Below are 22652 nucleotides of genomic sequence, written 5' to 3' on the forward strand. Positions count from 1 at the left end.
GCAGGAGTGTCCCCGCGGCGCTGGCGTCATGGGTCGTTGGTGCGCCATGGCAGGGGCATCCGCATGGAACGCACGACGGCGGCGCTCCCCTTGAGTGCCAGGGTGCGGCCCTTCCTTGAGGTCAATGTGCGATGTGCCGCCTCGCACCTCACTGCGGCGGAGATCCTGGTCCTGCCGCGACGCCGGCAGAAAGGGAATCCGGAAATGTTTCACGTCATCAGGCCGGAGGGTGCGGCCCACCTCAACAGGCCGCATGTCATCGTGCACAGAATGAAGCTTTACAGCGACGAGGTGACGGTAGTCGATGGAATTCCCGTGACCACTCCGGAGCGCACCTGGCTGGACATGGCGGAGATGCTGACGGTGGACGAACTCGTGGTCATGGGGGACAGCTGTGTGCGGGTGCCCAGGCCGGAGCTCGAGGGCCGGGACATGCCGTTGTGTTCCATCGGCGATCTTCAGCGGATGATCAACCGGCACAAAGGCAAGCGGGGACTCCGCAAGGCCAAAGAAGCCATAGAGCTCATCAGGGTGGGCTCGGATTCGCCCCAGGAAACACTGCTTCGGCTGGCCGTAGCACGGGCCGGGCTGCCCGAACCCGAGCTGAACGTTCCCGTCATCTCGGAGGACGGCATGAGGCACCACGAGCCGGATCTCTCCTACCGGAAGTACCGGATCGGGATCGAATACGAGGGCGAACACCACGGCGAAGAGGGACAGATTGTGCGGGACATCGACCGGTCCGAGCGCTACGCAGCCCTGGGCTGGACCGAAGTAAGGATCTCGAAGCGCCACATGTTCAACGATGCGAAACCTGCGGTCGCCAAGATCCGGGCAGCGTTGATCCAGGCCGGCTGGCGTCGAGGCGATTAAAAACGACTGCTCCGTATTTGTCGTTCTGAGGGTTCAAAACGACAAATACGGAGCAATCGATCGGAGGGGAGGGTCAGCCGAAGTACTTCGGCAGGGTCCCCTCGTGGGCTTCACGGAGGGCGTCCAGGGACAGGGACTCCACGCCGTTGATCTCCAGGGTGCCGCTGGCCGCATCCACCACGCCGATACGCGTGTGGGCGAAGCCGCGGGCGGTGCACATGTCCGTGAAGCGGACTTCCTCGGAGCGCGGGACGCCCACAACGGCGCGGCCCTGGGACTCGGAGAAGAGCGCCGTGAACAGGTCCACGCCGTCCCGGTCCAGGACATCCTGCAGCGCGATCCGGGCACCCACGCCGTAGCGCAGTGAGGACTCCACCAGGGCAGCTGCGAGGCCGCCCTCGGAGAGGTCGTGCGCGGAGTCGATCATGCCGTCGCGGGACGCGTTGATCAGGATCTCGCCCAGGGCGCGTTCGGCCTCGAGGTCCACCTTGGGCGGCTGGCCGCCCAGGTGTCCGCGCATGTTGGCCCACTCGGAACCGTCAAGTTCCGCGCCGGTGGTGCCCAGCAGGTAGATCGCCTGGCCATCCTCACGCCAGCCCGACGGCGTGCGGCGGGCGACGTCGTCGAGCTTGCCCAGCACTGCCACCACCGGGGAGGGATGGATGGGCGTGGTGCCCGTCTGGTTGTACAGGGAGACGTTGCCGCCGGTCACCGGGATGCCCAGCACCATGCAGGCGTCGGACAGGCCGCGGATGGCCTCGGCGAGCTGCCACATGACATCCGGGTCCTCGGGGGAACCGAAGTTCAGGCAGTCACTGACAGCCATCGGGACGGCACCCGCGGTGGCAACGTTGCGGTAGGCCTCAGCCAGCGCCAGCTGCGCGCCGTGGTACGGATCGAGGTAGGTGTAGCGGCCGTTGGCGTCGGTGGCCAGGGCAACGCCCAGGCCGGTCTCCTCGTCCACGCGCACCACGCCGGCGTCGTCGGGGAATGCCATGGCGGTGTTGCCGCCCACGTAGCGGTCGTACTGGTTGGTGATCCAGGACTTGGAGCACATGTTCGGGGACGCCACCAGTTCGGTGACGGCCGCGGCCAGCTCAGCGGGGGCAGCCGGGCGTCCTGCGTCCTGAACGGAACCGGTGAAGGTGTCCGCCTGCACGGCGTCCTGCCACTCGGGGCGGGCGAACGGGCGGTCGTAGACCGGGCCGTCGTGCGCCACGGTGCGGGGATCGACGTCGACGATCACCTCGCCTTCCCAGGTGATGATCAGGCGGCCGGTATCGGTCACCTCGCCCAGCCAGGAGTACTCCACGGCCCACTTGTCCATCACGGCCTCGAACGCCTTCACGTTCTCGGGCGTGACCACGGCCATCATGCGTTCCTGCGACTCGGACATCAGGATCTCGCCCGGGGTCAGCGTGGGGTCGCGCAGCAGGACGGAGGTCAGCTCAACCTGCATGCCGCCGTCGCCGTTGGAGGCCAGCTCGGACGTGGCGCAGGAGATACCCGCGGCGCCAAGGTCCTGGATGCCTTCCACCAGCGAGCCCTTGAAGAGCTCCAGGCAGCATTCGATGAGGACCTTCTCGGCGAACGGGTCGCCCACCTGCACTGCGGGGCGCTTGGAGGGCTTGGTGTCGTCGAAGGACTCGGAGGCCAGCACCGAGGCGCCGCCGATGCCGTCGCCGCCGGTGCGCGCACCGAACAGGACCACTTTGTTGCCCTTGCCGGAGGCGTTGGCCAGGCGGATGTCCTCGTGCCGCATGACGCCGACGGCCAGGGCGTTGACCAGCGGGTTGCCCTGGTAGACGGAGTCGAACACCATTTCGCCGCCGATGTTGGGCAGGCCCAGGGAGTTGCCGTAGCCGCCGATGCCGGCCACTGCACCATGCATGACGCGGGCGGTGTCCGGGTGGTCGATGGCGCCGAAGCGCAGCGGGTCCATGACGGCCACGGGGCGGGCACCCATGGAGATGATGTCGCGGACAATGCCGCCAATGCCGGTGGCTGCGCCCTGGTAGGGCTCAACGAACGACGGCGAGTTGTGCGATTCGATCTTGAAGGTCACGGCCCAGCCGTCCCCCAGGTTGGTCACGCCGGCGTTTTCGCCGATGCCCACCAGCATGTCCTTCTTCATTTCCTCGGTGACCTTCTGGCCGAACTGGCGCAGGTGGTTCTTGGAGGACTTGTAGGAGCAGTGCTCGCTCCACATGACGGAGTACATGGCCAGTTCCGCGCCGGTGGGGCGGCGGCCCAGGACCTTGACGATCTCGTCGAACTCGTTCTGCTTCAGGCCCAGCTCGGCCCAGGGCAGCTCCGTGTCCGGCGTCTTCGCGGCGTGCTCGACCGTGTCGATATTGAACTTCTTGGTGGTTTCCGTGGTCACTTGTCGCCTCCCACAATCTTGTTCAGGACGGAGGTGAAGAAACCGAGGCCGTCGGTGTCGGACCCGGCGATACCCGTCTCACGGGACACAACAGTCTCGGGGCCGAAGCCGACCTCCACGGCGTGCTCGGGGTGCGGCATGAGGCCCACCACGTTGCCGGCGGCGTTGGAGATGCCGGCGATGTCGCGGCGTGAGCCGTTCGGGTTGAAGCCCACATAGCGGAACACCACGCGGCCCTCAGCCTCAAGGGCGTCCAGGGTCTTTTCGTCCGCGATGTACTGGCCATCCTGGTTCTTGAGCGGGATGGTGATTTCCTGGCCCGCCTGGTAGTCCAGGGTCCACGCGGTGTTGCTGTTCTCGACGCGCAGCACCTGGTCGCGGCAGAGGAACTTCAGGTGGTCGTTCTTGATCATCGAGCCGGGCAGCAGGTGCGACTCGGTGAGGATCTGGAAGCCGTTGCAGATGCCGAGGACCGGCAGCTTGGCGTCGGAGTTGGCGGCGTCGATGATTCTGGACATCAGCGGCGCGAAGCGGGCAATGGCGCCTGCGCGGAGGTAGTCGCCGTAGGAGAAACCGCCGGGAATCACCACGGCGTCCACGTCACCAAGCTGGGAGTCGCCATGCCAGAGTTCGACGGCGGTGCCGCCGGCCAGGCGGATTGCGCGGGCAGCGTCGCGGTCATCGAGCGTTCCCGGGAAGGTGACGACGCCGATCTTCGCGTCCGCGAGGCGCGCATCTGCGGCGACGGCGGTTGCGCCGCCGATCAGGGGAAGTTCAGTCATGTCAGGCCTCGACGACCTCGACGTTGACGACGTCCTCGATGACGGGGTTGGACAGGAGGGTCTCTGCGGCATTGCGTGCCTGGGCCAGGATTTCCTCGGTCACCTCGCCGTCGACGGTCAGTTCGAACCGCTTGCCCTGGCGGACAGCGCTGAAGCTGGTGAAGCCCAGACGGGGGAGAGCGCCGACGATCGCCTTCCCCTGCGGGTCCAGAATCTCGGGCTTGGGCATGACGTCAACAACGATCCGGGGCATCCGGTAACTCCTGTGCGTGAGCTTGGGTAAGGGCGCAGCGGAGTGGTGCCGTCTCACGCCGTACCGGGGTGTCTGGGACATGCTGTGCCAGGCACTGTTTCCTAGACCTTGTGGACGGGCGCTCCGCGAGCTTGCTAGCCCATTCTACCGGCCGCAGCGCCCCACCCTGTATTCGGGCGATTGACGGTGGTTCCGGGGTTGATTTCGGCGTGACTACAGGTATCGGCGGGAGTTCTGGAGTTGTGCGTCCTGCGTCACTAGGATTGCTGGATGGCTGAGAATTCGAAATCCCTGCTGTTGCCAGTGGTTGCCGCAGCAGTGTTCGCCGGGCTGGGCCGGATGGTGCTCCAGAAGATCAAGGCTGACCGGTTCGCCCGGGAGAACCGGGTGGCAGGTCCCGTGGATGAAAAGACCAGGCAGTGGATCAGCGAGGTGGTCCGCACCCCGCGCCGGTAGCGGGAGGCGTTTGCCATCTGAGAACTTGTAAGGGCGTCTTCGGGGCGCCCTTTTTGATGCTCCGCCGCAGTCTCCTGTCTCCCGTGTGACTGGCCAAAATATTGGTTTTGTGTCCTATGTCATATTCAGCTATCACTCTGTACTCTTTGAACCGACTGGTCTCATGGAATGACAAGATCTGTAATTCCGTGTGCCAAGTCAGTCGTTTCGGGCCCCCAACCGTGGCTGGGCCGGTACATCGTGAAAGGTTTGCACGTGAGATCTACTGGAAAGAGCCCCATCCGGGGCGGGGGATTCCGGAAGGCAGCGGCGCTTGCCGTGGGCTTGCCGCTTCTCCTCACCTCGATGGCCATCAGTCCCGCCACCGCGGCGCCTGCCGGGCTGGATCAGGCAGTCGCTGCCAAGGAAACTGCACCTGCCGAATTCAAGGACGGCCGCTACATTGTGGTCCTGGCGGAAGCAGCGGCCGCCGCCTACGAGGGCGGCACCCCCGGGCTGGGCGCAACTAAGCCCGATAACGGGCGGAAGCTGGACTCCGGCAGCGCCAGCTACAGGGCCTACGACGCACACCTGCGCAAGCAGCAGCGGGAGGTGGCGGCAAGCCAGGGGGTGACCCCGGGAAAGCAGTACACGGCCGCCCTGAACGGCTTCACCGCCGAGCTTACTGCCGCCCAGGCCATGGAACTTTCCAAGGATGAGCGCGTGATGGTGGTTGCGCCCGACGTGGAAAACGCTCCTGACTACACCACCACCGACTTCCTCAAGCTGACGGGCCCCGACGGCGTCTGGGCCAAGCAGTTCGGCGGCGAAGCCAACGCCGGCAAGGGCGTGGTGGTTGGCGTCATCGACTCGGGCTATGCACCGGACAACCCGTTCCTCCAGGGCGAACCGGTCCAGCCCCTGAGCGGCCCGGCCCAGGTGGGCGTACCGTACCGCACCGCGGAAGGCCGGATCGCCATGCTCAAGGCTGACGGCACCACCTTCGAGGGTGAATGCCAAAAGGGCCAGGGCACCGGAGCGTCGTTCGACGGCTCCCTGTGCAACTCCAAGGTCGTTGGCGCGAGGTACTTCGCCGATTCGTTCCTGCAATACGTAGCCCCGCAGAACCGGGCCCCGGAGGAACTCATCTCCCCGGTCGACGTCGGAAGCCACGGAACCCACACGGCCACCACCGCTGCGGGTAACGCGAATGTGGAGCAGGTGATTGACGGCGCAAACTTCGGCAAGAGCTCCGGCGTTGCCCCCGCCGCGAAGGTCTCGGTATACAAAGTCTGCTGGGAGGACACCAACCCGGACACCGGCGGCTGCTATTCCTCCGCTTCCGTGGAGGCGGTGGAGGCCGCAATCAAGGACGGCGTGGATGTCCTGAACTACTCCATTTCCGGCAACAACAACAACACCACCGATCCCGTCGCGTTGGCGTTCCTCAATGCTGCCGCTGCAGGCGTCTTCGTGTCCGCATCAGCCGGCAACTCCGGGCCCACGGTGTCCACGGTCAACCACGCCTCACCCTGGCTGACCACGGTTGCCGCATCCACATTCCCCAGTGACCTGCTGGGCACCGTCAAGGTCTCGGACGGCTCGCTCTACCGCGGAGCTTCGATCATGAAATCCGAGGTTGCGGACAAAGCGGTTATCGTCGCCTCGGCCGCGGCAGCAGCCGGAGCCACCAACGCCAACCTGTGCGCCCCGGGCTCCCTCGACGCGGCCAAGGTTGCAGGCAAAGTGGTGGTCTGCGACCGCGGCGTGGTGGACCGGACGGCCAAGAGCCAGGAAGTCCAGGACAAGGGCGGCGTCGGCATGATCCTGGTGAACCTCACCAGCAGCTCCGAGGATGCGGACAACCATGTGCTCCCCACCGTTCATGTCAACGCACCCAAGAGCCTGGAACTGAAAGCCAAGCTGGAGTCCAACCCCGCCTTGACAGTCAGCCTCGTCAAGGGCGACCTCACGGGCCTGCCGGCGGCGCCTGCGCCCCAGGTCGCCGGGTTCTCCTCCCGTGGACCTACCCTCGCCGCCGGCGGTGACCTGCTGAAGCCGGACATTGCGGCTCCCGGCGTGAACGTCCTTGCCGGTGTCTCCACTATCGGCAACAACGGTGACCAGTTCGGCTTTATGTCCGGAACCTCCATGGCTGCGCCGCACATCGCCGGATTCGGGGCCCTGGTGCTCAGCAAGCAGCCCAAATGGACGCCCGCGATGGTCAAATCGGCCATGATGACCACCGCTTACCCGCTGGTGAAAGCCGACGGTACGCCCAATACGGATCCGTTCCAGGGCGGCGCCGGCCACATCGACTCCACCCGGGTCCTGGATCCGGGCCTGGTCTACAACTCAGGCACCAAGGACTGGCTCGGCTTCCTTAACGGCCAGGGCGTGGACACCGGTGCTCCGCAGGCCGGCTCCATTGCGGCCCGCGACCTGAACGTTCCGTCGATCGCGCTCGGCAGCCTGGTTGGGGAAGTACAGGTCAAGCGACAGCTCACTGCCCTGGTTCCAGGAATCTACCGCCCGGAAGTCAACATGCCGGGATTCAACGTCCAGGTTGAGCCGAACGCACTGAACTTCGCCAAGGCCGGCCAGACCCGCGAGGTCACGCTGACCATCCGGAACGTCAGCGCTCCGGTGGGCAAGTTCAGCAGCGGCACCCTGACCTGGAAGGGCCCGCGTACCGTGAGCTCTCCCATCGCAATCCGGCCTGTTGATGCGCAGATCGCCCCGTCCTTCTCTTTCAGCTCCGCTTCCGGCAGCGGGACCGGCACGATGGAACTGGTGTCCGGTTCGGACAGCCCGATCAACGTCGGGGTGGAAGGGCTTGCTCCGCTGAGCCAAACGGCCATTTCCAAGACTCCCGGCGCGTACGCCCCCCGGAACGACGCCCACAACGCGCTGCTTCAGGTGGCAGTCCCGGAGGGAGCCTCTTTCGCCCGCCTGGGCGTCCAGGCGCAATCGGACGACGTCGACTGGGACATGGTGGTCTACGCACCGAATGCTTCGGGCGGCTTGACGGCCACCCAGGTGGCGACAGCTTCGGCCAGCGAGTTTTTGGACCTTGAATCGCCCCGTGCGGGCACGTACTACGTGGTGGCCAACCTGTACTCCACGCCGGACAATGGACCGGCCACCGCTTCCGTCCAGGCAGTGACCTTCGCGGGCGATGCCGGCAACCTCGCGGTGGACCCGAATCCGATCGTGGCCCCGAACGGCACCGCCACCTCCGCCACGCTTTCCTGGACCGGCCTGTCCGCAGGTGCCTACGTTTCGCGGCTCAGCCTGGGCGGGAACGGCATCAGGACGTGGGTCAACGTCCAGGTGGGCGCCGCGCCCACTGCCCCGGCAGGGGCTCCGCAGGTCGCGGTCGCGGACGCAGTACCAGCGTCATAGGAACCTCCCCTTCTTGTAAGGAAAAACAGGATCCCCGGGCGGTCGAACCGTCCGGGGATCCTGCTTTGTGTGAAGGGCCGTGCCGCATCGGGGTCCTAGGTGTTGCCCCATGCCCCGCCGGCACTGCCCAGCAGCGGTGCCATCGCGTTCCAGCGCGCGATTTCGCAGCCGTCCGTCCGCCTGAAAATGGAACTGACAGGGCGGCCATGGAAAATTCCAGTGACCACGGCGATCTGCGGCCCGCCGTACTGCTGGGTGCACAAGCGTGGTGGTCCGGGCTTGGGAAAAAAGATGTCCTCGCCGTACTTCTCCACGGCTGCGAGGGCAGCTTCGGGGTCCGGCAGCGTGCTCCCGGGCTGGTTACGTCCGTCGTCGGCTATGAGCCGAAATACGTGCTCGACGGCGGCCGGATCCTCCTTGAGCCTGACAGTGAGATCGATCATGCGGTCACGCCGGGAACGGTCGGGGACAGTGCGTCCAGCGCAACGGCCAGCCTCTCGCGTAGGGCTGCTGCCTCGGTGGCGAAGGAGCGCTGGTGCTCCACGTAGGCTGCCTTCCCCTGGGGCGTCTCGATGGGAATGGCCGGATAGCCCCACCCCGCCAGGTCGTAGGGAGAAGCCTGCATGTCCATGGCGCGGATCCGCCAGGACAGCTCGAAGCATTCCATCACCAGTTCGCTGGACAGGGCCGGCAGCAGCTTGTAGGCCCACTTGTACAGGTCCATGTTGGCGTGGAGGCAGCCCGGCTGTTCCTGGTGGCGCTGGCTGTCCCGGCTCGGCGCAAACTCATTCAGCGGAACGGCGTCCGGCGTATAAAAGCGGAAGGCATCGAAGTGCGTGCAGCGGATCCTGTTGTCCTCCACCACCTTGTCAGTGCCTGCCGAACCCAGCCGCAGCTGGAGGTATTCATGGCGCAGGTCGAACTTGTCCTGGCGGTAGACCATCGCCCATTCGTGCAGGCCAAAGCAGCCGAACTGGGCCGGGCGTGCGGCGGTCCCCCGCACGATGATGCCGGCAAAGGCAACAGCCTCGCTGCGTTCGGCAAGAAAGGCGTCCCGGTCAAAGGTGACCGCGGTGCTTCCTTCCGGCAGCCCCAGGAAGGCAAGCTCGCCGTCGTCGAGCGTCCTGTAGTGCTTCCAGGCCGTACGTGCGGCCGCTGCCCTGCCCGCCAGGACGTACCCGGCGCCGGGGTGCCAGCGCCGCAGCTGGCCCGGTTTCTGGGTGTAGTAGGTGAACAGGAAGTCTTCCACCGGGTGCTTCTTGCCCGCAGACCTGCGGGCAAGGTAGGGGTCGGCGTAGCGGCTGACGCGCTGGTGGTGGGCCTCCTCCAGCGGCCGCCAAACATCCGCCGCCAGAAGCTTAAGCTCCACCGGCGGCACCCAGGACATCCTTCGCAGCGTCCCAGGCGCTGATTTCGCATCCGTTGGTGCGGGAGAAGGCAGCGTCTACCGGCACGCCGTCCACAACACCAGTCACGGTGGCTTTCTGCGGGCCGCCGTACTGTTCAGTGCAGGCCTGGTCCGTTGCCGGAGCGGAGGGGTTTAACAGCCCGGCGTTTTCCTTCAGCGCAGCGCAGGCCGCATCAGCGGCCGGGTGGACGCTTTCAGCAGCAGGGACACCGTCGGCGCAGACCAGGGTGTAGCTGATCTCCGGTTCCCCCTCGGCTGGAACGACGATGATGGCAAGTTCGGCGTTACCCTTGCCCGGTCCTGACGGCGCCGGCGAAGGCTCGGGAGCCGGGGCAGGGACGGAGGTCTCGGCGTCGGCAGACGGGCTGCCGGACGGCTGCGGGGAACTGGTGGCGGAGGAAGAGGGAGATGCGGAGGGTCCGCCGGTCGGGGTGCTGCCGCCCTGGCCCGGGGAACAGGCCGGGAGCAGCGCCGCTGCCAAGAGCAAGGCAAGCGACTGGACCTGAATTCTGCGGGTGGAGAACATTCCTGCGGGCCTCGCCCCTGTGGAGATCATCGTGCTGGACATCATGCTCGTGGGCGTCCTGTCCCGGGATCGCGGCCTTCCCTTCATGCCGCTATTCTACTGCCGGTCCTGCATCTGGCCGGTGTTGGAGGTGGCCGCAATGAGCCCCATCATGGCCGCATGCAGTTCGCCGACCTGGTCCCTGCTCAACCCCAGCCGTTCCATCATGGTCCCAGGAACATTAAGCGCCTCCTGCCGGAGCGCGGCGCCTTCGGGGGTCAACTCGACGGCAAGGGCGCGCTCATTTCCGTCTGCCCGCCGTCGCGTAATCAGGCCCGCGGCCTCAAGCCTGCGGAGGAGCGGGGAGATGGTGGCCGGTTCCTGGGCGAGGGCCTCGCTGATATTCCGGACAGTCCGGGGGCTCGCTTCCCACAGGCACAGCATCACCAGGTACTGGGGGTGGGTCAGGTTCAGCTTCTCCAGCACCGGCCGGTAGGCGCCCACAACGCTTCGCGCCGCCACCGTCAGGGCGAAACACAACTGGTGTTCCAGAAGCAGGTCCTCGTCCTGCCCCTGGTCACTGTCCGTTGCCGTTGTCATGGATCCTCCGATTGTTAGTGCACTAATTATTAGCGTACACTTTCAGCGGTAGGCATGTCAGGTAAGGAGCCAGTTTCATGGGTAAGGGCAACTCAGCAGGCAAGGAAAACGCTTCGCAGCGCTTCATGCGGGCCACCGGCAGGCTCCGGGCCATCTTCGGCCCCGCGAACCGCTCATCCCTGGGCCACGCCATGACGGATGAAAACCGCAGGCTGCTGGCCCAGCGGGAGGCTGAGACCCAGCAGTGGGAGACCGTGAAGCGGCCGGACGGCAGCACCTACGTGGTCCCCAGGAATCCAGAGGACAAATCCCTTCGCTGACCCCGGCAATGCTGTCCGGGCCGGGAGCCTTTTCCGGCCCGCAGGCATAAAATAAGGGCACTGGCTCCTGCCGGCAGGAGCGCTTTCCCCGATGTCCGGGAAGGGGGTGGAAACAGTGGCACATGTACTCAGTGGTTTCATGAATCTCACCGAGAGGCTGCGGTTCGTCTTTGGCCCGGCCACGCGGCTGGACCCGGATACGCCTGTGGTCCACAAGCATGACGCTTTCGAACAAGCCTCGGAGGAGGACCTCTCGCACTTCGTCGTGGAAACCGATTCGACCGGCCATCACTACGCTGTGCGCCGGGAAGACCTCGAGAAGGAAAGCTGAACCGCCGGCTCAGCCGGGGCATCCCAAACGCAGGAAAGCCGGGCTTCCTCCGAATATCGGAAGGAGCCCGGCTTTCCCGCGCCTGCGGCGGCCCGGCTTGGGGCTGGCTTGCCGGCCGTACTAGCGGCCGGTGCCGCCATAGACCGTCGCTTCGTTTTCGCTGTCCAGGTCAAAGGCCTTGTGGATGACGCGCACAGCCTCGTCCAGGAGATCCGCGTGGGTCACAACGGAGATGCGGATCTCGGAGGTGGAGATCATGTTGATGTTGATACCGGCGTCGGAGAGCGCTTTGAAGAACGTTGCCGAGACGCCGGGGTGCGAGCGCATGCCTGCACCGATGAGCGACAGCTTGCCGATCTGCTCGTTGTACTCGATGCTCTCGAAGCCGATCTGGTCCTGCGCCGCATGGAGGGCCGCCAGCGCGTCGGCGCCTTCCACGATGGGGAGGGTGAACGAGATATCCGTCCGGCCCGTGCCGTGGGTGGAGACGTTCTGCACGATCATGTCGATGTTCGAGTGGGCGTCGGCGATGACCTGGAAGATCGCTGCCGCCTTGCCCGGAATGTCCGGAACGCCAACAACCGTGACCTTGGCTTCGGAACGGTCGTGCGCGACGCCGGAGATGATTGGCTGCTCCAAGGCAACTCCCTCTTGTGTGGTGATCTTGTCTTCGGCGCTGGGGATGACCCAGGTGCCTTCGTGCTGGCTGAATGAGGAACGGACGTGCAGGGGAACGCCGAACCTGCGGGCATACTCCACGCAGCGCAGGTGGAGGATCTTGGCGCCGGACGCTGCGAGCTCCAGCATTTCCTCACTGGAGATCCGCTCGATTTTCTGGGCGGAGGGAACTACTCGGGGATCGGCGGTGTAGATGCCGTCCACGTCCGTGTAGATCTCGCACACGTCCGCCTCGAGGGCCGCCGCCAGCGCCACGGCGGTGGTGTCTGACCCGCCCCGGCCGAGGGTGGTGATCTCGTTGGTGGCCCGGCTCATGCCCTGGAATCCGGCCACAATGGCGATGTTGCCCTTGTCCAGCGCCGTCCGGATCCGGTGGGGATCCACATCGATGATCCGGGCCTTGCCGTGGATGCCGTCAGTGATCATGCCGGCCTGGGAACCGGTGAAGGACTGGGCGGAGGCGCCCAGTTTATTGATGGCCATGGCCAGCAGCGCCATGGAGATGCGCTCGCCGGCGGACAGCAGCATGTCCATTTCGCGGGCCGGGGCGGAGTCTGTCACCTGGGCGGCGAGGTCCAGGAGTTCGTCCGTGGTGTCACCCATGGCGGAGACGACGACAACCACCTCGTTGCCGGCGGCCTGGGCGTCCACCACGCGTTTGGCAACCCGCTTGATTCCGTCCGCGTCCGCCACGGAGGATCCGCCGAACTTCTGCACGATGAGCTGCTTTGTCACCGCACGGCCGGTGGGTAGCCCCTGCGGCTGCGTTGCGTTGTGCACTTCGGTAGTGGGCGTACTCATGCGCGTACCTTCACTGGATCGGTAGGAGTTTGGAGGCCAGGCAGCCTGACGCCTGGTCGGCGCGACTTCTCCCCACAGTTTATCGCCGCCCGCTGCCGGGGGTTGAATTGTGACCATTTCCGGCCGGCTAAGCAGCCCCGGGAGGGCAGGGACGGCGTAGGCTCAGAGCGTCAGAATGCAATGACTGTGGGGGCAGGTGCAGATAGATGGCAATGATTTCTGAGGTACCGGGAGATTCGGGCGGGCCGGTGTCCGACGACGGAATATCGGCACGGGGTGTCAGCCGAAGCTTCGGCGCGGTGCGCGCCGTCGAGCACATGGACTTCAATGCTCCGGCAGGGAAGGTGACCGCCCTGATCGGCCCCAACGGCGCCGGCAAAACGACGCTCCTGCTGATGCTTGCATCGCTGCTGGCGCCGGATGAGGGGACCATCAGCGTGGCAGGCCTGGATCCACTCCGCCACCGCGCGCAGGTCAGAAGGCGCCTGGGCTGGATGCCCGATACGTTGGGCGTGTGGGAGTCTTTGACCGCCCGGGAGATCCTGACCCAGATGGCCCGTTTCTACCGGCTGCCGGCCGAAGGCCTCGGGCAACGGGTGGCCACCATGCTGGAAAGGGTGCGGCTGGACGATCTCGCGGACCAGCCGGCACGGGTGTTGTCCCGCGGGCAGCAGCAGCGGCTGAGCCTCGCCAGGGCACTCATCCACGACCCTTCCGTCCTGCTCCTTGACGAGCCCGCCTCGGGCCTGGACCCGGGCTCGCGGGTGGAGCTTCGCACTATGCTGCGGCAGCTGGCGGCGGAGGGCAAAGCCGTGGTCGTTTCATCCCACGTCCTCGCTGAACTTGACGAGATCGCCGACGGCGCAGTGTTCGTCAACAAGGGCCGCACAGTCCGCCAGCAGACCACGGCGGAAGCAGCCGCCGCGGGCCGGCGGTACGCGATTTCCGGATCGGATCCGGCAGCACTGGCCGCAGGGCTAACGGGGCTGGGAATGGCGTTCCGCGTCGAGGATGGCCGCCGTCCGGGCGTGAGCCTGGTGCTGAATAACGACGGCGATGCGGAGCGCCTCCTGCGGGACCTGGTGCTGGCCGGCGTCGGAATCATTTCCTTTGCCCCCGCCAGCGGGGCCCTTGAAGAGACCTACATGAACCTCGAGGGCGAGCGGCAGTGAGCCAGGCAACCGACAACAGGCAGGACACCTCCGGAAGCGGCGCATCAGCCGCCTATCTTGCGGGAATCAGGAATGTGGTGGTCCTGGAACTGAAGCAGCGCCTGCGTTCGCGCGGCTGGTACATCATGCTGGCCATCTGGTTTGTCCTGACCGGTGTGGTCACGCTGCTGACGTGGGCCAGTTGGAACGCTTCCCAGGCTGCCCAGCGGGCGTATGGAGGCTATGTTCCGCCGGAGCAAGCCGGCCCGGGTTCCATGATCTTTGAAGTGGTGCTGGCATTTGTCTTGTTGTTCGCATTGCTGGTGGCGCCCGCCTTGTCCGCCAATGCCATCACCGGGGACCGGGCGGGCGGCACCCTGGCGATCCTGCAGGTCACCCTGCTCGAACCCGGCCAGATCCTGTGGGGGAAGTTTTTTGCCGCCTGGCTGGCAGCCCTTGCCTTCCTGGTGGCCAGCGCGCCGTTCCTGGTCATCGGTGTGGCTCTTGGGGGAATGACGCCGGGTCACGTGCTGGTGGCACTGCTGATGCTGGCCGTTGAAGTGGGTATCGTATGCGCCCTGGGCGTAGGGATTTCAGCTCTGGCCGGGCGGCCCTTGTTCTCCATCGTGGTGACTTACCTGGCGGTGGCCGGGCTGGTTTTCGGCACGCTGATTTCCTTCGGGCTTGGCACAGGCCTGGCCCAGGGCACCGTCATGGCCAACAACCCGCAGTACCGCCAGTACGCACCCCTGGAGTCCGGGCCGTTTGGGCCGGAGTACACCTGCTCGGGCCCGCTCCGGGAACAGCCTGCCCTCCGTACCGAGCGGGTTGCCTGGCTGCTGGGCATGAACCCCTTTGTGGTGGTGGCCGATGCCATCCCCTACCGCGACCGCACAGCGCAGACGGGTTTCGCCTCCGTCGGGACCATCGAAGGAATCAGCCAGGGCGCCCGGCAGGCCATGGCCGGCCCGGACGGCACCGTCCCGTGCGCCAACGGACTGGTCCAGCCGCCATACCTGGGGCAGAAAACACCGCTGTGGCCGCTTGGGCTGGGGCTTCAGCTGGTGCTGTCCACCCTGCTGATGTGGCTGGGCTGGCGGGCGCTCCGGACGCCAGCGCACAAGCTGGCCAGGGGCGTGCGCATCGCCTAGTCCGGCTCTGGACAGCGCTGGCGTGTTGGGCAACGATAGGACCCAGCCGGCACGTTCGCCGGTCTGAGCCGGGGCTGGGGCCTGTCCGTGGAAAGGCGGGGCTTCCCCATGGCCGACGACGACCAGCCTGCTGTGCATCCAGCCCCCGAACCCTTTTACGAACCGATAGGCGCGAACCCCGGCGGTACGGGCAGCCCCAGCTGGGAGGATGACGACGACGGCGGCCGGGAACAGGTGCGCGGCGGCCGGCCGGGCATGCAGCCGGCGTTGGCTGATGTGGTCCGCAGCATCCGTACCGCCAGGTTCTGGGCGCAGGCGGGCGGCGCTGTCGGAGGAACCTGGGCTGCTGCCGCCGCCGCCGTAGTGATGTTTGCGTCGCTGGGACAGGGGAGTGGCGGGTACAACGCCCCGATGCTGGTGTACGCGCTCGCCGCAACCCTCGTGCCGTCCGTCGCGGCCTTTCTCGCGGTGGCCTGGGGCATGCAGTGCCATGGACAAGCTGCCGCAGCCCGGGAGCCGGCCGTGGGCGGCAGGATCCTCCCGGCGTTGCTGGCCACCACATTCCGTGGGCTCGTCCTGGCCGCCCTAACGTTCTGCGTACTGATGCTGCAGTCGCTGGCGGCCGGTGGATCAGGCGCTGTGGCGGCAGCTGCTGCCGGGGTCACCGCTGTTGAGGGCGCCGTTTTCGGCGCCGTTGGAGTGGGGGTGGCGGCTGCGGTTCGGAAATCGGGACCGGCCCGTGTGGCGGGCTGGGTATTAGCGGGAATCCTGGTGGCTGGCTCGGCCGGTGCTGCTGCCGCCCTGGTGCCGTTGGTCCGGGCGGTGGAACCAGTAACCGTCGCTATGAATGTGCAGTGGGGGCCCGCCGGCACACGCCAGGCCTACGAGTGCTCGGGAGTCCCGGCCGGCGTAGCCGAGGTCTACCATACCGAGCGCATCATGTGGCTGGCCGCCATCAGCCCGTCGGTGGTTTTCCTGGCGCTGGGCGCTGACACCGATCCGGCCGGGGCTGTCCTGGGATGGGTGCCGGCAGCCATTCAGGAAGCAGGGGACGGCACCCAGGTCCCCTGTGTGAACGGGGAACCGCTGACCAGGGATTCGGCCCGGATACCGCTGCCTGTGGTGGGAATTGCCGGCCAGGCCATAGTGGCTGGAGCGCTGCTGGCCGCCGGAAACAGGGCGGCTGTTTCGCGCCGGCGTCCGCGGCCCTGACGCAGGCCGCGCGTGTGCCTCGTGCCGCGCTTACCCGGCCCAGGTCAGGTGAGGGCGTTCCGGCGGCCCTCGAACGCCCTGCCAAGGGTGACCTCATCCGCGTATTCCAGGTCGCCGCCCACCGGCAGCCCGGAGGCCAGCCGGGTCACGGTGATGCCGATTGTCTTGAGCATACGGGCCAGGTAGGTGGCAGTGGCCTCGCCCTCAAGGTTGGGGTCGGTGGCGATAATGACTTCCTGGATGGCGCCGTCATTGAGCCGGGTCAGCAGCTCGCGGATGCGGAGCTGCTCGGGTCCGATGCCCGCAATGGGGTTAATGGCGCCGCCCAGCACGTGGTAGCGGCCCCGGAACGACCGCGTGCGTTCCACGGCCAGGACATCCTTTGATTCCTCTACAACGCAGATCACCGCCGGATCCCGGCGCGGGTCACGGCAGATGTTGCACAGTTCCTGCTCTGTGACGTTGCCGCAGACGGTGCAGAACTTGACCCGTTCCTTGACAGTCGTGATCGCTTCAACCAGGCGCTTCATGTCCTGGGGATCAGCTTCGAGGATGTGGAACGCAAGCCGCTGGGCGGATTTGGGGCCCACCCCCGGAAGGCGTCCGAGCTCATCAATCAGCTCCTGGACAGCACCTTCGTACACGTTTTCCCCTTAATTTGGGATGGATTGCGGGCAGGGCAAAGACTTAGGGCGGGGCCCCGTTTGACCGGGCAACCGTCAATATCGCGGCGTGATGGGACTTCCGTCGGGGGAGCGCTCCTCAATCAGCTTCCCGCCCAGAATACGCTCCACCGCGGCACGTCCGAACACGCCGGACTCTTCGATCGTCTCATCATCTGCGCTCGGGATGTCCTGGACATAGGTGGCAGCAGCTGCCACGGCACGGGCCGGGGCCTTGGCGCGGCCGGCTTCCGCTTCAGGGCTGTTGGAAAGTCGCTGGTAAAGGCTTTGCCGTGCCTGGGCTGCGGCAGCCGAGGACGGCTGAGGAGCCTTGGCCGGGACAGCCTGGGTTGGAGCGGCTGCGGGAGCCGGGGAAGCTGACGCCATGGCGTACTCCGGCGCCCGCGCGGTGTCCGGTGAGGAACTGCCCCCGCCCGGTTCGTCCGTTCCAAACCGTCCGGCGCCTGGAGATGGTGAAGACGGAGCCAGGCCCCAGTCCGGCTCCGGGCTGGCGCCGGCCCTCGTGACGGGGATTGAGGGTGGCACCTGGGCGGTGGCGGGCTCGTAGCGCGGTGTGGCAACCGGCCCGGTTGGTGCCTCGTCCGGCGCCGCCGGGGAGGCTGCCCTGCCCACGTTGCTTTCTTCGCCGACCACCCAGATCCCGGGAGCCTGTTCCACGGCGCGGGTCCAAGGATCATGCGGTGGTGCAGCCGTGCTGGCGGCAGCATCAGGCCCGTGAGGCTGGACGCCCGGGACGTCAACGGGGCCGGAGGTGGCCGGCGACGGCCCCTTTACACCGGAACCGGTGCCGGGGGTGCCCGACGGGCCTGAAGCGGCCGGCACTCCCGAGGGCCGGGACCGGTTGGACGGGGCCCAGTCCAGGGGAGGTTCTTCGTCCAGAGGCGGAGCGTCCTCGTCCCTGGCCGGACCCCAGTCGTCGTCGGAATATGAATAGTCTTCCTCCACGGCGGCGCGGGGCACCGAAACCGGGGCGGAGCCTTCGCCGGCCGCGACCTGCGCAGCGGGTTGTCCGGATGCGGGCCGCACGGCGCCGCTTCCGGGAAGCGGGGCCGAAAGTGCCGCGGCTGCTGCCTGGGGCGCCACGCCTTCCGGCGCAACGCCGTCGGCCTGGCCCGGATCAGCCGGCCCCTGCCCAGGACGTGCCTTTTGCTGGTGTTTTGCGTCCGGCACAGACTGCTGCGGGCTCGCGGAAACGGGCCCGCCTGGGGGGCCCGGCTGCCGTGCGGCATCGCTGCCCGTCGGGGCAGAAGCCGGTGCCAGCCCCCAAGCGACGTCAGCCGAAGTTGTCGCCGCCACCCGGCTGGCGGGCACTTTTGGGTTTGGGTCAGAGCTCGCCTGCGTGCCGCCACCGGCCGACGCAGTGATTTGGCAGTCGATGCCTACGGTCTTGTGGATGGCCTGGCGCAGATTCTCCGAATGGTCCGCCCGGCCGAAGGCTCCGGCAAGTCCGGACGTGGTGAATGCAAGGGTGAGGCTGTGGCCGTCGAAGGCAGCAACCTGGGCATTGGGTTCAACGAGCGCCCAGGTGCTGCGCTTGATTTTGGACAGGGTCTGCAGGACGTCGGGCCAGGCGCGGCGCAAGACCTCCACGTCCCCCATGGGTCCGGGCGCAGCAGCGGGCGCCGGCGGCGCGGACGACGTCTCCGCCTGGCCGGTAGACGGGGATTCTTTGGGCTCGGAGGCGGGCGTCTTGCCGGAAGCCTGCGCCGGGCCGGAACCCGGAGTCTGCATGGCACCTTGCGCCGGGCCGGACGCAGCGTCCGGCCCCACCTGGGGCTGCGGCGAGGCAAAGCCCGGGTCGCGTCCGGCTGGACGATCCGAAGAGGCGGGCGACGGGAGGTTCCCGGCCGAATCTTCTACCGGCCAGTCGCTGGTGCTGACCCGCGGGGCGGTCAAGGGAGAGCGTGGTCCGCCGACCGCAGGGGAAGCCTCCCCGACGGAGCCCGCTCCGGCAGCTGCCGGCGGGGCCGGGGCGCTGGGCGCCGGGCCCGCAACGGCCGGAGCTGCGGGCGCCGCTTTCGCGGCATCCCGAGCCGGACCATTGGCACCGGCGGCGCCAGTTGAAGATTCAGGAGCAGAGGGCCTTGTTTCCGGGGCAGGGGCATTGGACGCCGGGGGAGCGGCAGGGGCGGCGGCCGGTGTGGAGCCGTCCGCAATTGACCCTGCGGGAGCACCGACGTCGTTCCCGGCGTAGTTCAGCCTGCGCTCCACGCGGTCTATCCGGGCGGCCATGCCGCGCTCGTTTTGCTCCGAGCTGGGCAAAAGGATCCGGGCGCACAGCAGCTCAAGGTGCAGCCGCGGGGAGGTGGCGCCGGTCATCTCGGTCAACGCGGTGTTGGTGACGTCCGCGGCGCGAGACAGCTCGGCCGCCCCCAGGTTGTGGGCCTGGTTCTTCAGGCGGGCAATCTGGTCCGCGGGCATGCCGCGGAGAATGGTCTGGGCGCTTTCAGGCATCGCCTGGACGATGATGAGGTCGCGGAACCGCTCCAACAGGTCCTCAACGAAGCGGCGGGGATCATGGCCGGTTTGGATCACCCGGTCCACGGCACGGAAAACGGTAGCGGAATCAGAAGCGGCAACGGCCTCGACCACGTCGTCGAGCAGTGAAGCGTGGGTGTATCCGAGCAGCGCCACGGCAAGTTCGTAGTCCAGGCCGTTCGGCCCGGCGCCCGCCATCAGCTGGTCCAGGACGGAGAGCGAATCACGGACGGAGCCGCCGCCGGCACGGATCACCAGGGACAGGACGCCGGGGGCCACCGGGACGTTCTCCTGGCTGCACAGGAGCTCCAAGTAGGCCATCAGCGGTTCCGGCGGCACCAGCCGGAACGGGTAGTGGTGGGTGCGGGAGCGGATGGTGCCGATGACCTTGTCCGGTTCCGTGGTGGCGAAGATGAACTTGATGTGTTCGGGTGGTTCTTCCACGATCTTCAGCAGAGCGTTGAAGCCTGCGGACGTGACCATGTGGGCCTCGTCAATGATGAAGATCTTGTAGCGGTCCCGTACAGGTGCATAGGTGGCCCGCTCACGGAGGTCCCGGGCATCGTCGACGCCGCCGTGGCTGGCGGCGTCAATCTCTATGACATCCAGCGAACCGGAGCCGCCGCGGGCCAGCTCAACGCAGCTGGGGCACGTGCCGCAGGGGGTGTCAGTGGGGCCCTGGGCGCAATTGAGGCAGCGCGCCAGGATCCGGGCCGAGGTGGTCTTGCCGCAGCCCCTGGGGCCGGAGAAGAGGTAGGCGTGGTTGACCCGGTTTTTCCTCAAAGCCGTCATCAGCGGCTCGGTGACATGCTCCTGCCCGATAACGTCAGCAAACGAATCCGGACGGTATCTGCGGTAGAGGGCGGTAGTAACTGTCACAGAGAAAACCCTACCAATCCGGGCCGACATCCTGCCGCCCTGTGGGGGAATAGTAAAGACCCCCCATGCACCCGCCAGAGCCCATTTACCCTTGCTACCTTCCGGTCCTGGGGGAGTTCAACAGGATGACGCCACATGAGGGGCCGTCAGACACTTTACCTGAACTTCCGGCCCGACTCGAATCGGCCTTCGATCAGCGCCAGCCCTCCACCGGCCAGCTCATAAAGGCTGGTTCCTCATAGGGATGCGCAGCCCGCAGCGCTGCAACGACAGCGCCCAGCAATGCCTGGTCAACCACGCATTCAATCTTGTCCTCGGCCGCCTCCTCCGGTTTCCCCACCTGCCCAAGGTACGGTTCGGAGCCTTCCAGGGGAGTAAAACGGCCCGTCCCGGACATGATGAACGAACAGTGCGAGTAATTGCCGATCCTGCCGGCTCCGGCGTCACCGATCGCCGCAAGGACCCGTTCCGTGTGGGAACGGGGGACGTAGACCACCAGCGCATGCAGCTTATTCATGGTTTCCATCGTGCCCGAATGCAGCCGGCAAACGGACAACACCCGCCCGGGGAATCATGTCAAGATGCCCGCCTAGGTTGGTTCGTGGAATCATTTGGTTTTGCCCGGATGGCGGGTTGGGGTTTGGTGCCTTGTTTCGCGGTTGTCAGGGTTAGCAGTTCGGCGCTAAGTGCCTGGATCTGACGTTGGATGGCGGCCGGGTTCAGGGGCTTGTTTTCCCGCCGTAGTCGGGTCTTCACGTCCCGGGAGACGGTGCCGGTGTCGGCCAGGACGCGTTGGAACGGAGTCGCTGGCCGGTCGTATGTCTTGCTGGTCTTCGCACCGGTGCGGACCTTTGCCAGGAGCTTTTGCTGCGGCCCGAAATGATTCGTCAGCAGCCGCTGGCGCGCCCAGATCCGGTTCAGCAGTTCGAGCTCGGCGGCGGTGTCGTAGCGGTGGTAGCCGACGGTCTGGCGGACGATGTGCCAGTTTTTCTGTTCCACATGCGCGCCGTCGTTCTTGTTCCCGGAGCGGGACCGGGTGAACGTCAGGTTCTCCTGTTCGCACCAGGTCAGCAGCTCCCAGTTGATGAACTCCGCGCCGTTGTCCGAATCGATGCCGAGGATGGGGAACGGGAACGCGGCGGTCGCGTCTTTGATGGCGGCAAAGACCCATTTCTGGGCTTTGTTCCTGACCGAGCGCGTTCGGTCCAGCCGGTGGCGATGTCGGTGATATCCAGCGTGAAGCAGAATTCGCCCCGGCTGTTGCCGCCTTCGTGGCCGACCAGATCGATCTCGACGAACCCCGGCACCGCGTCGTTCCATTCGGCCCAGGTCCGCATCGGGATGGAGTCTTTCAGCAGTGTCCCCGGCTTGGTGTGGGACCGGCCCCGGGGATCGAGTTTTGCCCGGTCCGCCTTGAGCCGGCGGTCAATTGTCGCCGGTGCGATGTGCAGCAACTGCGCCGCCGTAGCGTCGTCGATCTGCAGCTCCTTGAACCGGCGCAGGCGTGGCACCAGGTCCGGCAGCGCGGCCGCGAGCAACCGCCCGCACGGGGTCCCCTGCACCGCCCAGCAGAACCGAAGCGCCTCGATCACCGGCTCCCCGTAGAGCGGAGCCCGCGGCGCCCGGGGCCGGACGGGCTTGAGCACCAGCGCCAGTCGCAGCGCTTTCCGGGCATGGTCCCGGTGCCAGCCCGTCATTGCGCACAACTCGTCAAGAACCTGCTTCTTCCCGGCCCGGTCCGAGCGGGCATAACGGGTGGCAATCGCCTTGGTGACAGCCCTGCGTTCACTCATCGAAAGCTCCATGGCTCACACTGCCGAAGCGGCGGGCGCCACCACGGCGGACACGCCGCTACGCGGGCATTCTCAGATGATTCTTCGAATACCGCTACGCGGGCATCTTTGATGAGTCAACGCGACCCGTTGCTTATCCCGGCAACTCCCCTGAATATGGGTACATACACCGATTGGGGCAATCTCCAGATTGTGAGGTGCGTGGCCTGGCTGAACGGGCCGGACCCGGCAGCTCAACGGTGTCCGGGGAATGGGCGCGTTGGGGGCGTCCATTTCGTGGTTAAGGAGCAGGGCCGCTGTCCTTAGGGCCCGTGGAGGACCAGCCGGTTTCGGCCAATTGGGCGATGCGGAAAACATCAGGTAACCTAGTATCTGCTTTTGATTCAGAAGCAGCTGGAGAATTCGCCTAGCGGCCTATGGCGCACGCCTGGAACGCGTGTTGGGTTAACGCCCTCGGGGGTTCAAATCCCCCATTCTCCGCCGGTGAGGACCTTGCCCCCGTTCAATCGGGGGCAGGGTCCTTTCTTTTGT

Annotated in this window: 21 protein-coding genes, 1 tRNA gene and 1 other RNA gene; 9 read left to right on the forward strand and 14 right to left on the reverse strand. The window is 66.5% G+C overall.

The window, feature by feature from the left end; translation table 11 throughout:
• The first annotated feature begins 63 nt into the window (after positions 1-63).
• A complete protein-coding gene (locus SMD14_RS02865) occupies positions 64-873 on the forward strand; it encodes a hypothetical protein (RefSeq protein WP_321215246.1) in 810 nt (269 codons plus the stop codon).
• Positions 874-946: 73 nt separating this feature from the next.
• On the opposite strand, the gene purL is transcribed toward SMD14_RS02865, so the two are convergent.
• The 3 genes from purL to purS are packed head-to-tail and all read right to left on the reverse strand — an operon-like array spanning position 947 to position 4291.
• Positions 947-3256 (reverse strand): phosphoribosylformylglycinamidine synthase subunit PurL, encoded by a 2310-nt coding sequence (gene purL / locus SMD14_RS02870; RefSeq protein WP_321215247.1) that lies wholly within the window; start codon positions 3254-3256, stop codon positions 947-949.
• Complete coding sequence (purQ, locus tag SMD14_RS02875) at positions 3253-4038, reverse strand: phosphoribosylformylglycinamidine synthase subunit PurQ (RefSeq protein ID WP_321215248.1); 786 nt, start codon at positions 4036-4038, stop codon at positions 3253-3255. Before purQ ends, purL begins: the two co-directional genes overlap by 4 nt.
• 1 nt (position 4039) lies before the next feature.
• A complete protein-coding gene (gene purS, locus SMD14_RS02880) occupies positions 4040-4291 on the reverse strand; it encodes a phosphoribosylformylglycinamidine synthase subunit PurS (RefSeq protein ID WP_157239345.1) in 252 nt (83 codons plus the stop codon).
• Between the two features lie 270 nt (positions 4292-4561).
• On the opposite strand from purS, the gene SMD14_RS02885 reads away from it, so the two are divergent.
• Positions 4562-4747 carry a hypothetical protein gene (locus tag SMD14_RS02885; RefSeq protein WP_321215249.1) on the forward strand — a complete coding sequence of 62 codons (186 nt, stop codon included), beginning with the start codon at positions 4562-4564 and terminating at the stop codon, positions 4745-4747.
• Between the two features lie 345 nt (positions 4748-5092).
• Positions 5093-8131, forward strand: a complete 3039-nt coding sequence (locus SMD14_RS02890) for a S8 family serine peptidase (RefSeq protein ID WP_409339739.1) — start codon at positions 5093-5095, stop codon at positions 8129-8131.
• Between the two features lie 95 nt (positions 8132-8226).
• Here the strand turns inward: SMD14_RS02890 and SMD14_RS02895 are convergent, their stop codons facing one another.
• The 4 genes from SMD14_RS02895 to SMD14_RS02910 form a co-directional block, all read right to left on the reverse strand.
• Positions 8227-8574, reverse strand: coding sequence for a serine protease inhibitor (locus tag SMD14_RS02895; RefSeq protein ID WP_321215251.1), 348 nt, complete (start codon positions 8572-8574; stop codon positions 8227-8229).
• The gene (locus SMD14_RS02900; RefSeq protein ID WP_321215252.1) at positions 8571-9518 is read right to left on the reverse strand and encodes a 3-methyladenine DNA glycosylase; all 948 of its coding nucleotides are present in this window, start codon (positions 9516-9518) and stop codon (positions 8571-8573) included. Before SMD14_RS02900 ends, SMD14_RS02895 begins: the two co-directional genes overlap by 4 nt.
• Positions 9490-10065, reverse strand: coding sequence for an SSI family serine proteinase inhibitor (locus SMD14_RS02905; RefSeq protein ID WP_409339740.1), 576 nt, complete (start codon positions 10063-10065; stop codon positions 9490-9492). Before SMD14_RS02905 ends, SMD14_RS02900 begins: the two co-directional genes overlap by 29 nt.
• A 96-nt stretch (positions 10066-10161) precedes the next feature.
• Positions 10162-10644, reverse strand: a complete 483-nt coding sequence (locus SMD14_RS02910) for a MarR family transcriptional regulator (protein ID WP_321215254.1) — start codon at positions 10642-10644, stop codon at positions 10162-10164.
• A 77-nt stretch (positions 10645-10721) separates the two neighbouring features.
• On the opposite strand from SMD14_RS02910, the gene SMD14_RS02915 reads away from it, so the two are divergent.
• Entirely contained in the window at positions 10722-10964 is a 243-nt protein-coding gene (locus SMD14_RS02915) for a hypothetical protein (protein WP_157239332.1), read from the forward strand.
• A gap of 115 nt (positions 10965-11079) precedes the next feature.
• A complete protein-coding gene (locus SMD14_RS02920) occupies positions 11080-11295 on the forward strand; it encodes a hypothetical protein (RefSeq protein ID WP_104999594.1) in 216 nt (71 codons plus the stop codon).
• A gap of 120 nt (positions 11296-11415) precedes the next feature.
• Here SMD14_RS02920 and SMD14_RS02925 read toward each other — a convergent pair whose 3' ends face one another.
• Complete coding sequence (locus SMD14_RS02925; protein WP_157239329.1) at positions 11416-12774, reverse strand: aspartate kinase; 1359 nt, start codon at positions 12772-12774, stop codon at positions 11416-11418.
• 206 nt (positions 12775-12980) lie between these two features.
• Between SMD14_RS02925 and SMD14_RS02930 the strand changes: the two genes are divergently transcribed.
• The 3 genes from SMD14_RS02930 (at position 12981) to SMD14_RS02940 (ending at position 16288) form a co-directional block, all read left to right on the forward strand.
• A complete protein-coding gene (locus tag SMD14_RS02930; protein WP_321215255.1) occupies positions 12981-13946 on the forward strand; it encodes an ABC transporter ATP-binding protein in 966 nt (321 codons plus the stop codon).
• Positions 13943-15076 carry an ABC transporter permease subunit gene (locus SMD14_RS02935; RefSeq protein ID WP_321215256.1) on the forward strand — a complete coding sequence of 378 codons (1134 nt, stop codon included), beginning with the start codon at positions 13943-13945 and terminating at the stop codon, positions 15074-15076. The genes SMD14_RS02930 and SMD14_RS02935 overlap by 4 nt, the downstream gene beginning before the upstream one ends.
• Before the next feature lie 108 nt (positions 15077-15184).
• A complete protein-coding gene (locus SMD14_RS02940) occupies positions 15185-16288 on the forward strand; it encodes a hypothetical protein (RefSeq protein WP_321215257.1) in 1104 nt (367 codons plus the stop codon).
• Between the two features lie 44 nt (positions 16289-16332).
• On the opposite strand, the gene recR is transcribed toward SMD14_RS02940, so the two are convergent.
• The 6 genes from recR to SMD14_RS02970 all read right to left on the reverse strand — a co-directional run bounded on the left by recR (position 16333) and on the right by SMD14_RS02970 (position 22133).
• Positions 16333-16932 carry a recombination mediator RecR gene (recR, locus tag SMD14_RS02945; protein ID WP_050056466.1) on the reverse strand — a complete coding sequence of 200 codons (600 nt, stop codon included), beginning with the start codon at positions 16930-16932 and terminating at the stop codon, positions 16333-16335.
• A 75-nt stretch (positions 16933-17007) separates the two neighbouring features.
• On the reverse strand, positions 17008-20358 hold the full coding sequence (locus tag SMD14_RS02950; protein ID WP_321215258.1) for a DNA polymerase III subunit gamma and tau: 3351 nt from the start codon (positions 20356-20358) through the stop codon (positions 17008-17010).
• 21 nt (positions 20359-20379) lie between these two features.
• Positions 20380-20476, reverse strand: an RNA gene (gene ffs / locus SMD14_RS02955) — signal recognition particle sRNA small type.
• Between the two features lie 45 nt (positions 20477-20521).
• Positions 20522-20845: a hypothetical protein gene (locus SMD14_RS02960; protein WP_321215259.1), complete on the reverse strand. Its 324-nt coding sequence runs from the start codon at positions 20843-20845 to the stop codon at positions 20522-20524.
• Positions 20846-20904: 59 nt separating this feature from the next.
• Positions 20905-21327, reverse strand: a complete 423-nt coding sequence (locus SMD14_RS02965; protein ID WP_321215260.1) for a hypothetical protein — start codon at positions 21325-21327, stop codon at positions 20905-20907.
• A gap of 68 nt (positions 21328-21395) precedes the next feature.
• On the reverse strand, positions 21396-22133 hold the full coding sequence (locus SMD14_RS02970; protein WP_321215261.1) for a hypothetical protein: 738 nt from the start codon (positions 22131-22133) through the stop codon (positions 21396-21398).
• Between the two features lie 383 nt (positions 22134-22516).
• On the opposite strand from SMD14_RS02970, the gene SMD14_RS02975 reads away from it, so the two are divergent.
• A tRNA-Ser gene (locus SMD14_RS02975) sits at positions 22517-22601 on the forward strand.
• The last annotated feature ends 51 nt before the right edge of the window (positions 22602-22652 follow it).

Source organism: Pseudarthrobacter oxydans, assembly GCF_034258515.1.
GTDB lineage: Bacteria > Actinomycetota > Actinomycetes > Actinomycetales > Micrococcaceae > Arthrobacter.

Coding starts and splice junctions, on each gene's coding strand:
- SMD14_RS02905 (WP_409339740.1), bottom strand. CDS start 10,065: ATGTTCTCCACCCGCAGAATTCAGGTCCAGTCGCTTGCCTTGCTCTTG.
- SMD14_RS02970 (WP_321215261.1), bottom strand. CDS start 22,133: ATGGAGCTTTCGATGAGTGAACGCAGGGCTGTCACCAAGGCGATTGCC.
- SMD14_RS02885 (WP_321215249.1), top strand. CDS start 4,562: ATGGCTGAGAATTCGAAATCCCTGCTGTTGCCAGTGGTTGCCGCAGCA.
- SMD14_RS02890 (WP_409339739.1), top strand. CDS start 5,093: ATGGCCATCAGTCCCGCCACCGCGGCGCCTGCCGGGCTGGATCAGGCA.
- SMD14_RS02915 (WP_157239332.1), top strand. CDS start 10,722: ATGGGTAAGGGCAACTCAGCAGGCAAGGAAAACGCTTCGCAGCGCTTC.
- SMD14_RS02910 (WP_321215254.1), bottom strand. CDS start 10,644: ATGACAACGGCAACGGACAGTGACCAGGGGCAGGACGAGGACCTGCTT.
- SMD14_RS02865 (WP_321215246.1), top strand. CDS start 64: ATGGAACGCACGACGGCGGCGCTCCCCTTGAGTGCCAGGGTGCGGCCC.
- SMD14_RS02930 (WP_321215255.1), top strand. CDS start 12,981: ATGGCAATGATTTCTGAGGTACCGGGAGATTCGGGCGGGCCGGTGTCC.
- SMD14_RS02900 (WP_321215252.1), bottom strand. CDS start 9,518: ATGTCCTGGGTGCCGCCGGTGGAGCTTAAGCTTCTGGCGGCGGATGTT.
- purS (WP_157239345.1), bottom strand. CDS start 4,291: ATGCCCCGGATCGTTGTTGACGTCATGCCCAAGCCCGAGATTCTGGAC.
- SMD14_RS02960 (WP_321215259.1), bottom strand. CDS start 20,845: ATGAATAAGCTGCATGCGCTGGTGGTCTACGTCCCCCGTTCCCACACG.
- SMD14_RS02950 (WP_321215258.1), bottom strand. CDS start 20,358: ATGTCGGCCCGGATTGGTAGGGTTTTCTCTGTGACAGTTACTACCGCC.
- SMD14_RS02925 (WP_157239329.1), bottom strand. CDS start 12,774: ATGAGTACGCCCACTACCGAAGTGCACAACGCAACGCAGCCGCAGGGG.
- SMD14_RS02940 (WP_321215257.1), top strand. CDS start 15,185: ATGGCCGACGACGACCAGCCTGCTGTGCATCCAGCCCCCGAACCCTTT.
- SMD14_RS02895 (WP_321215251.1), bottom strand. CDS start 8,574: ATGATCGATCTCACTGTCAGGCTCAAGGAGGATCCGGCCGCCGTCGAG.
- purQ (WP_321215248.1), bottom strand. CDS start 4,038: ATGACTGAACTTCCCCTGATCGGCGGCGCAACCGCCGTCGCCGCAGAT.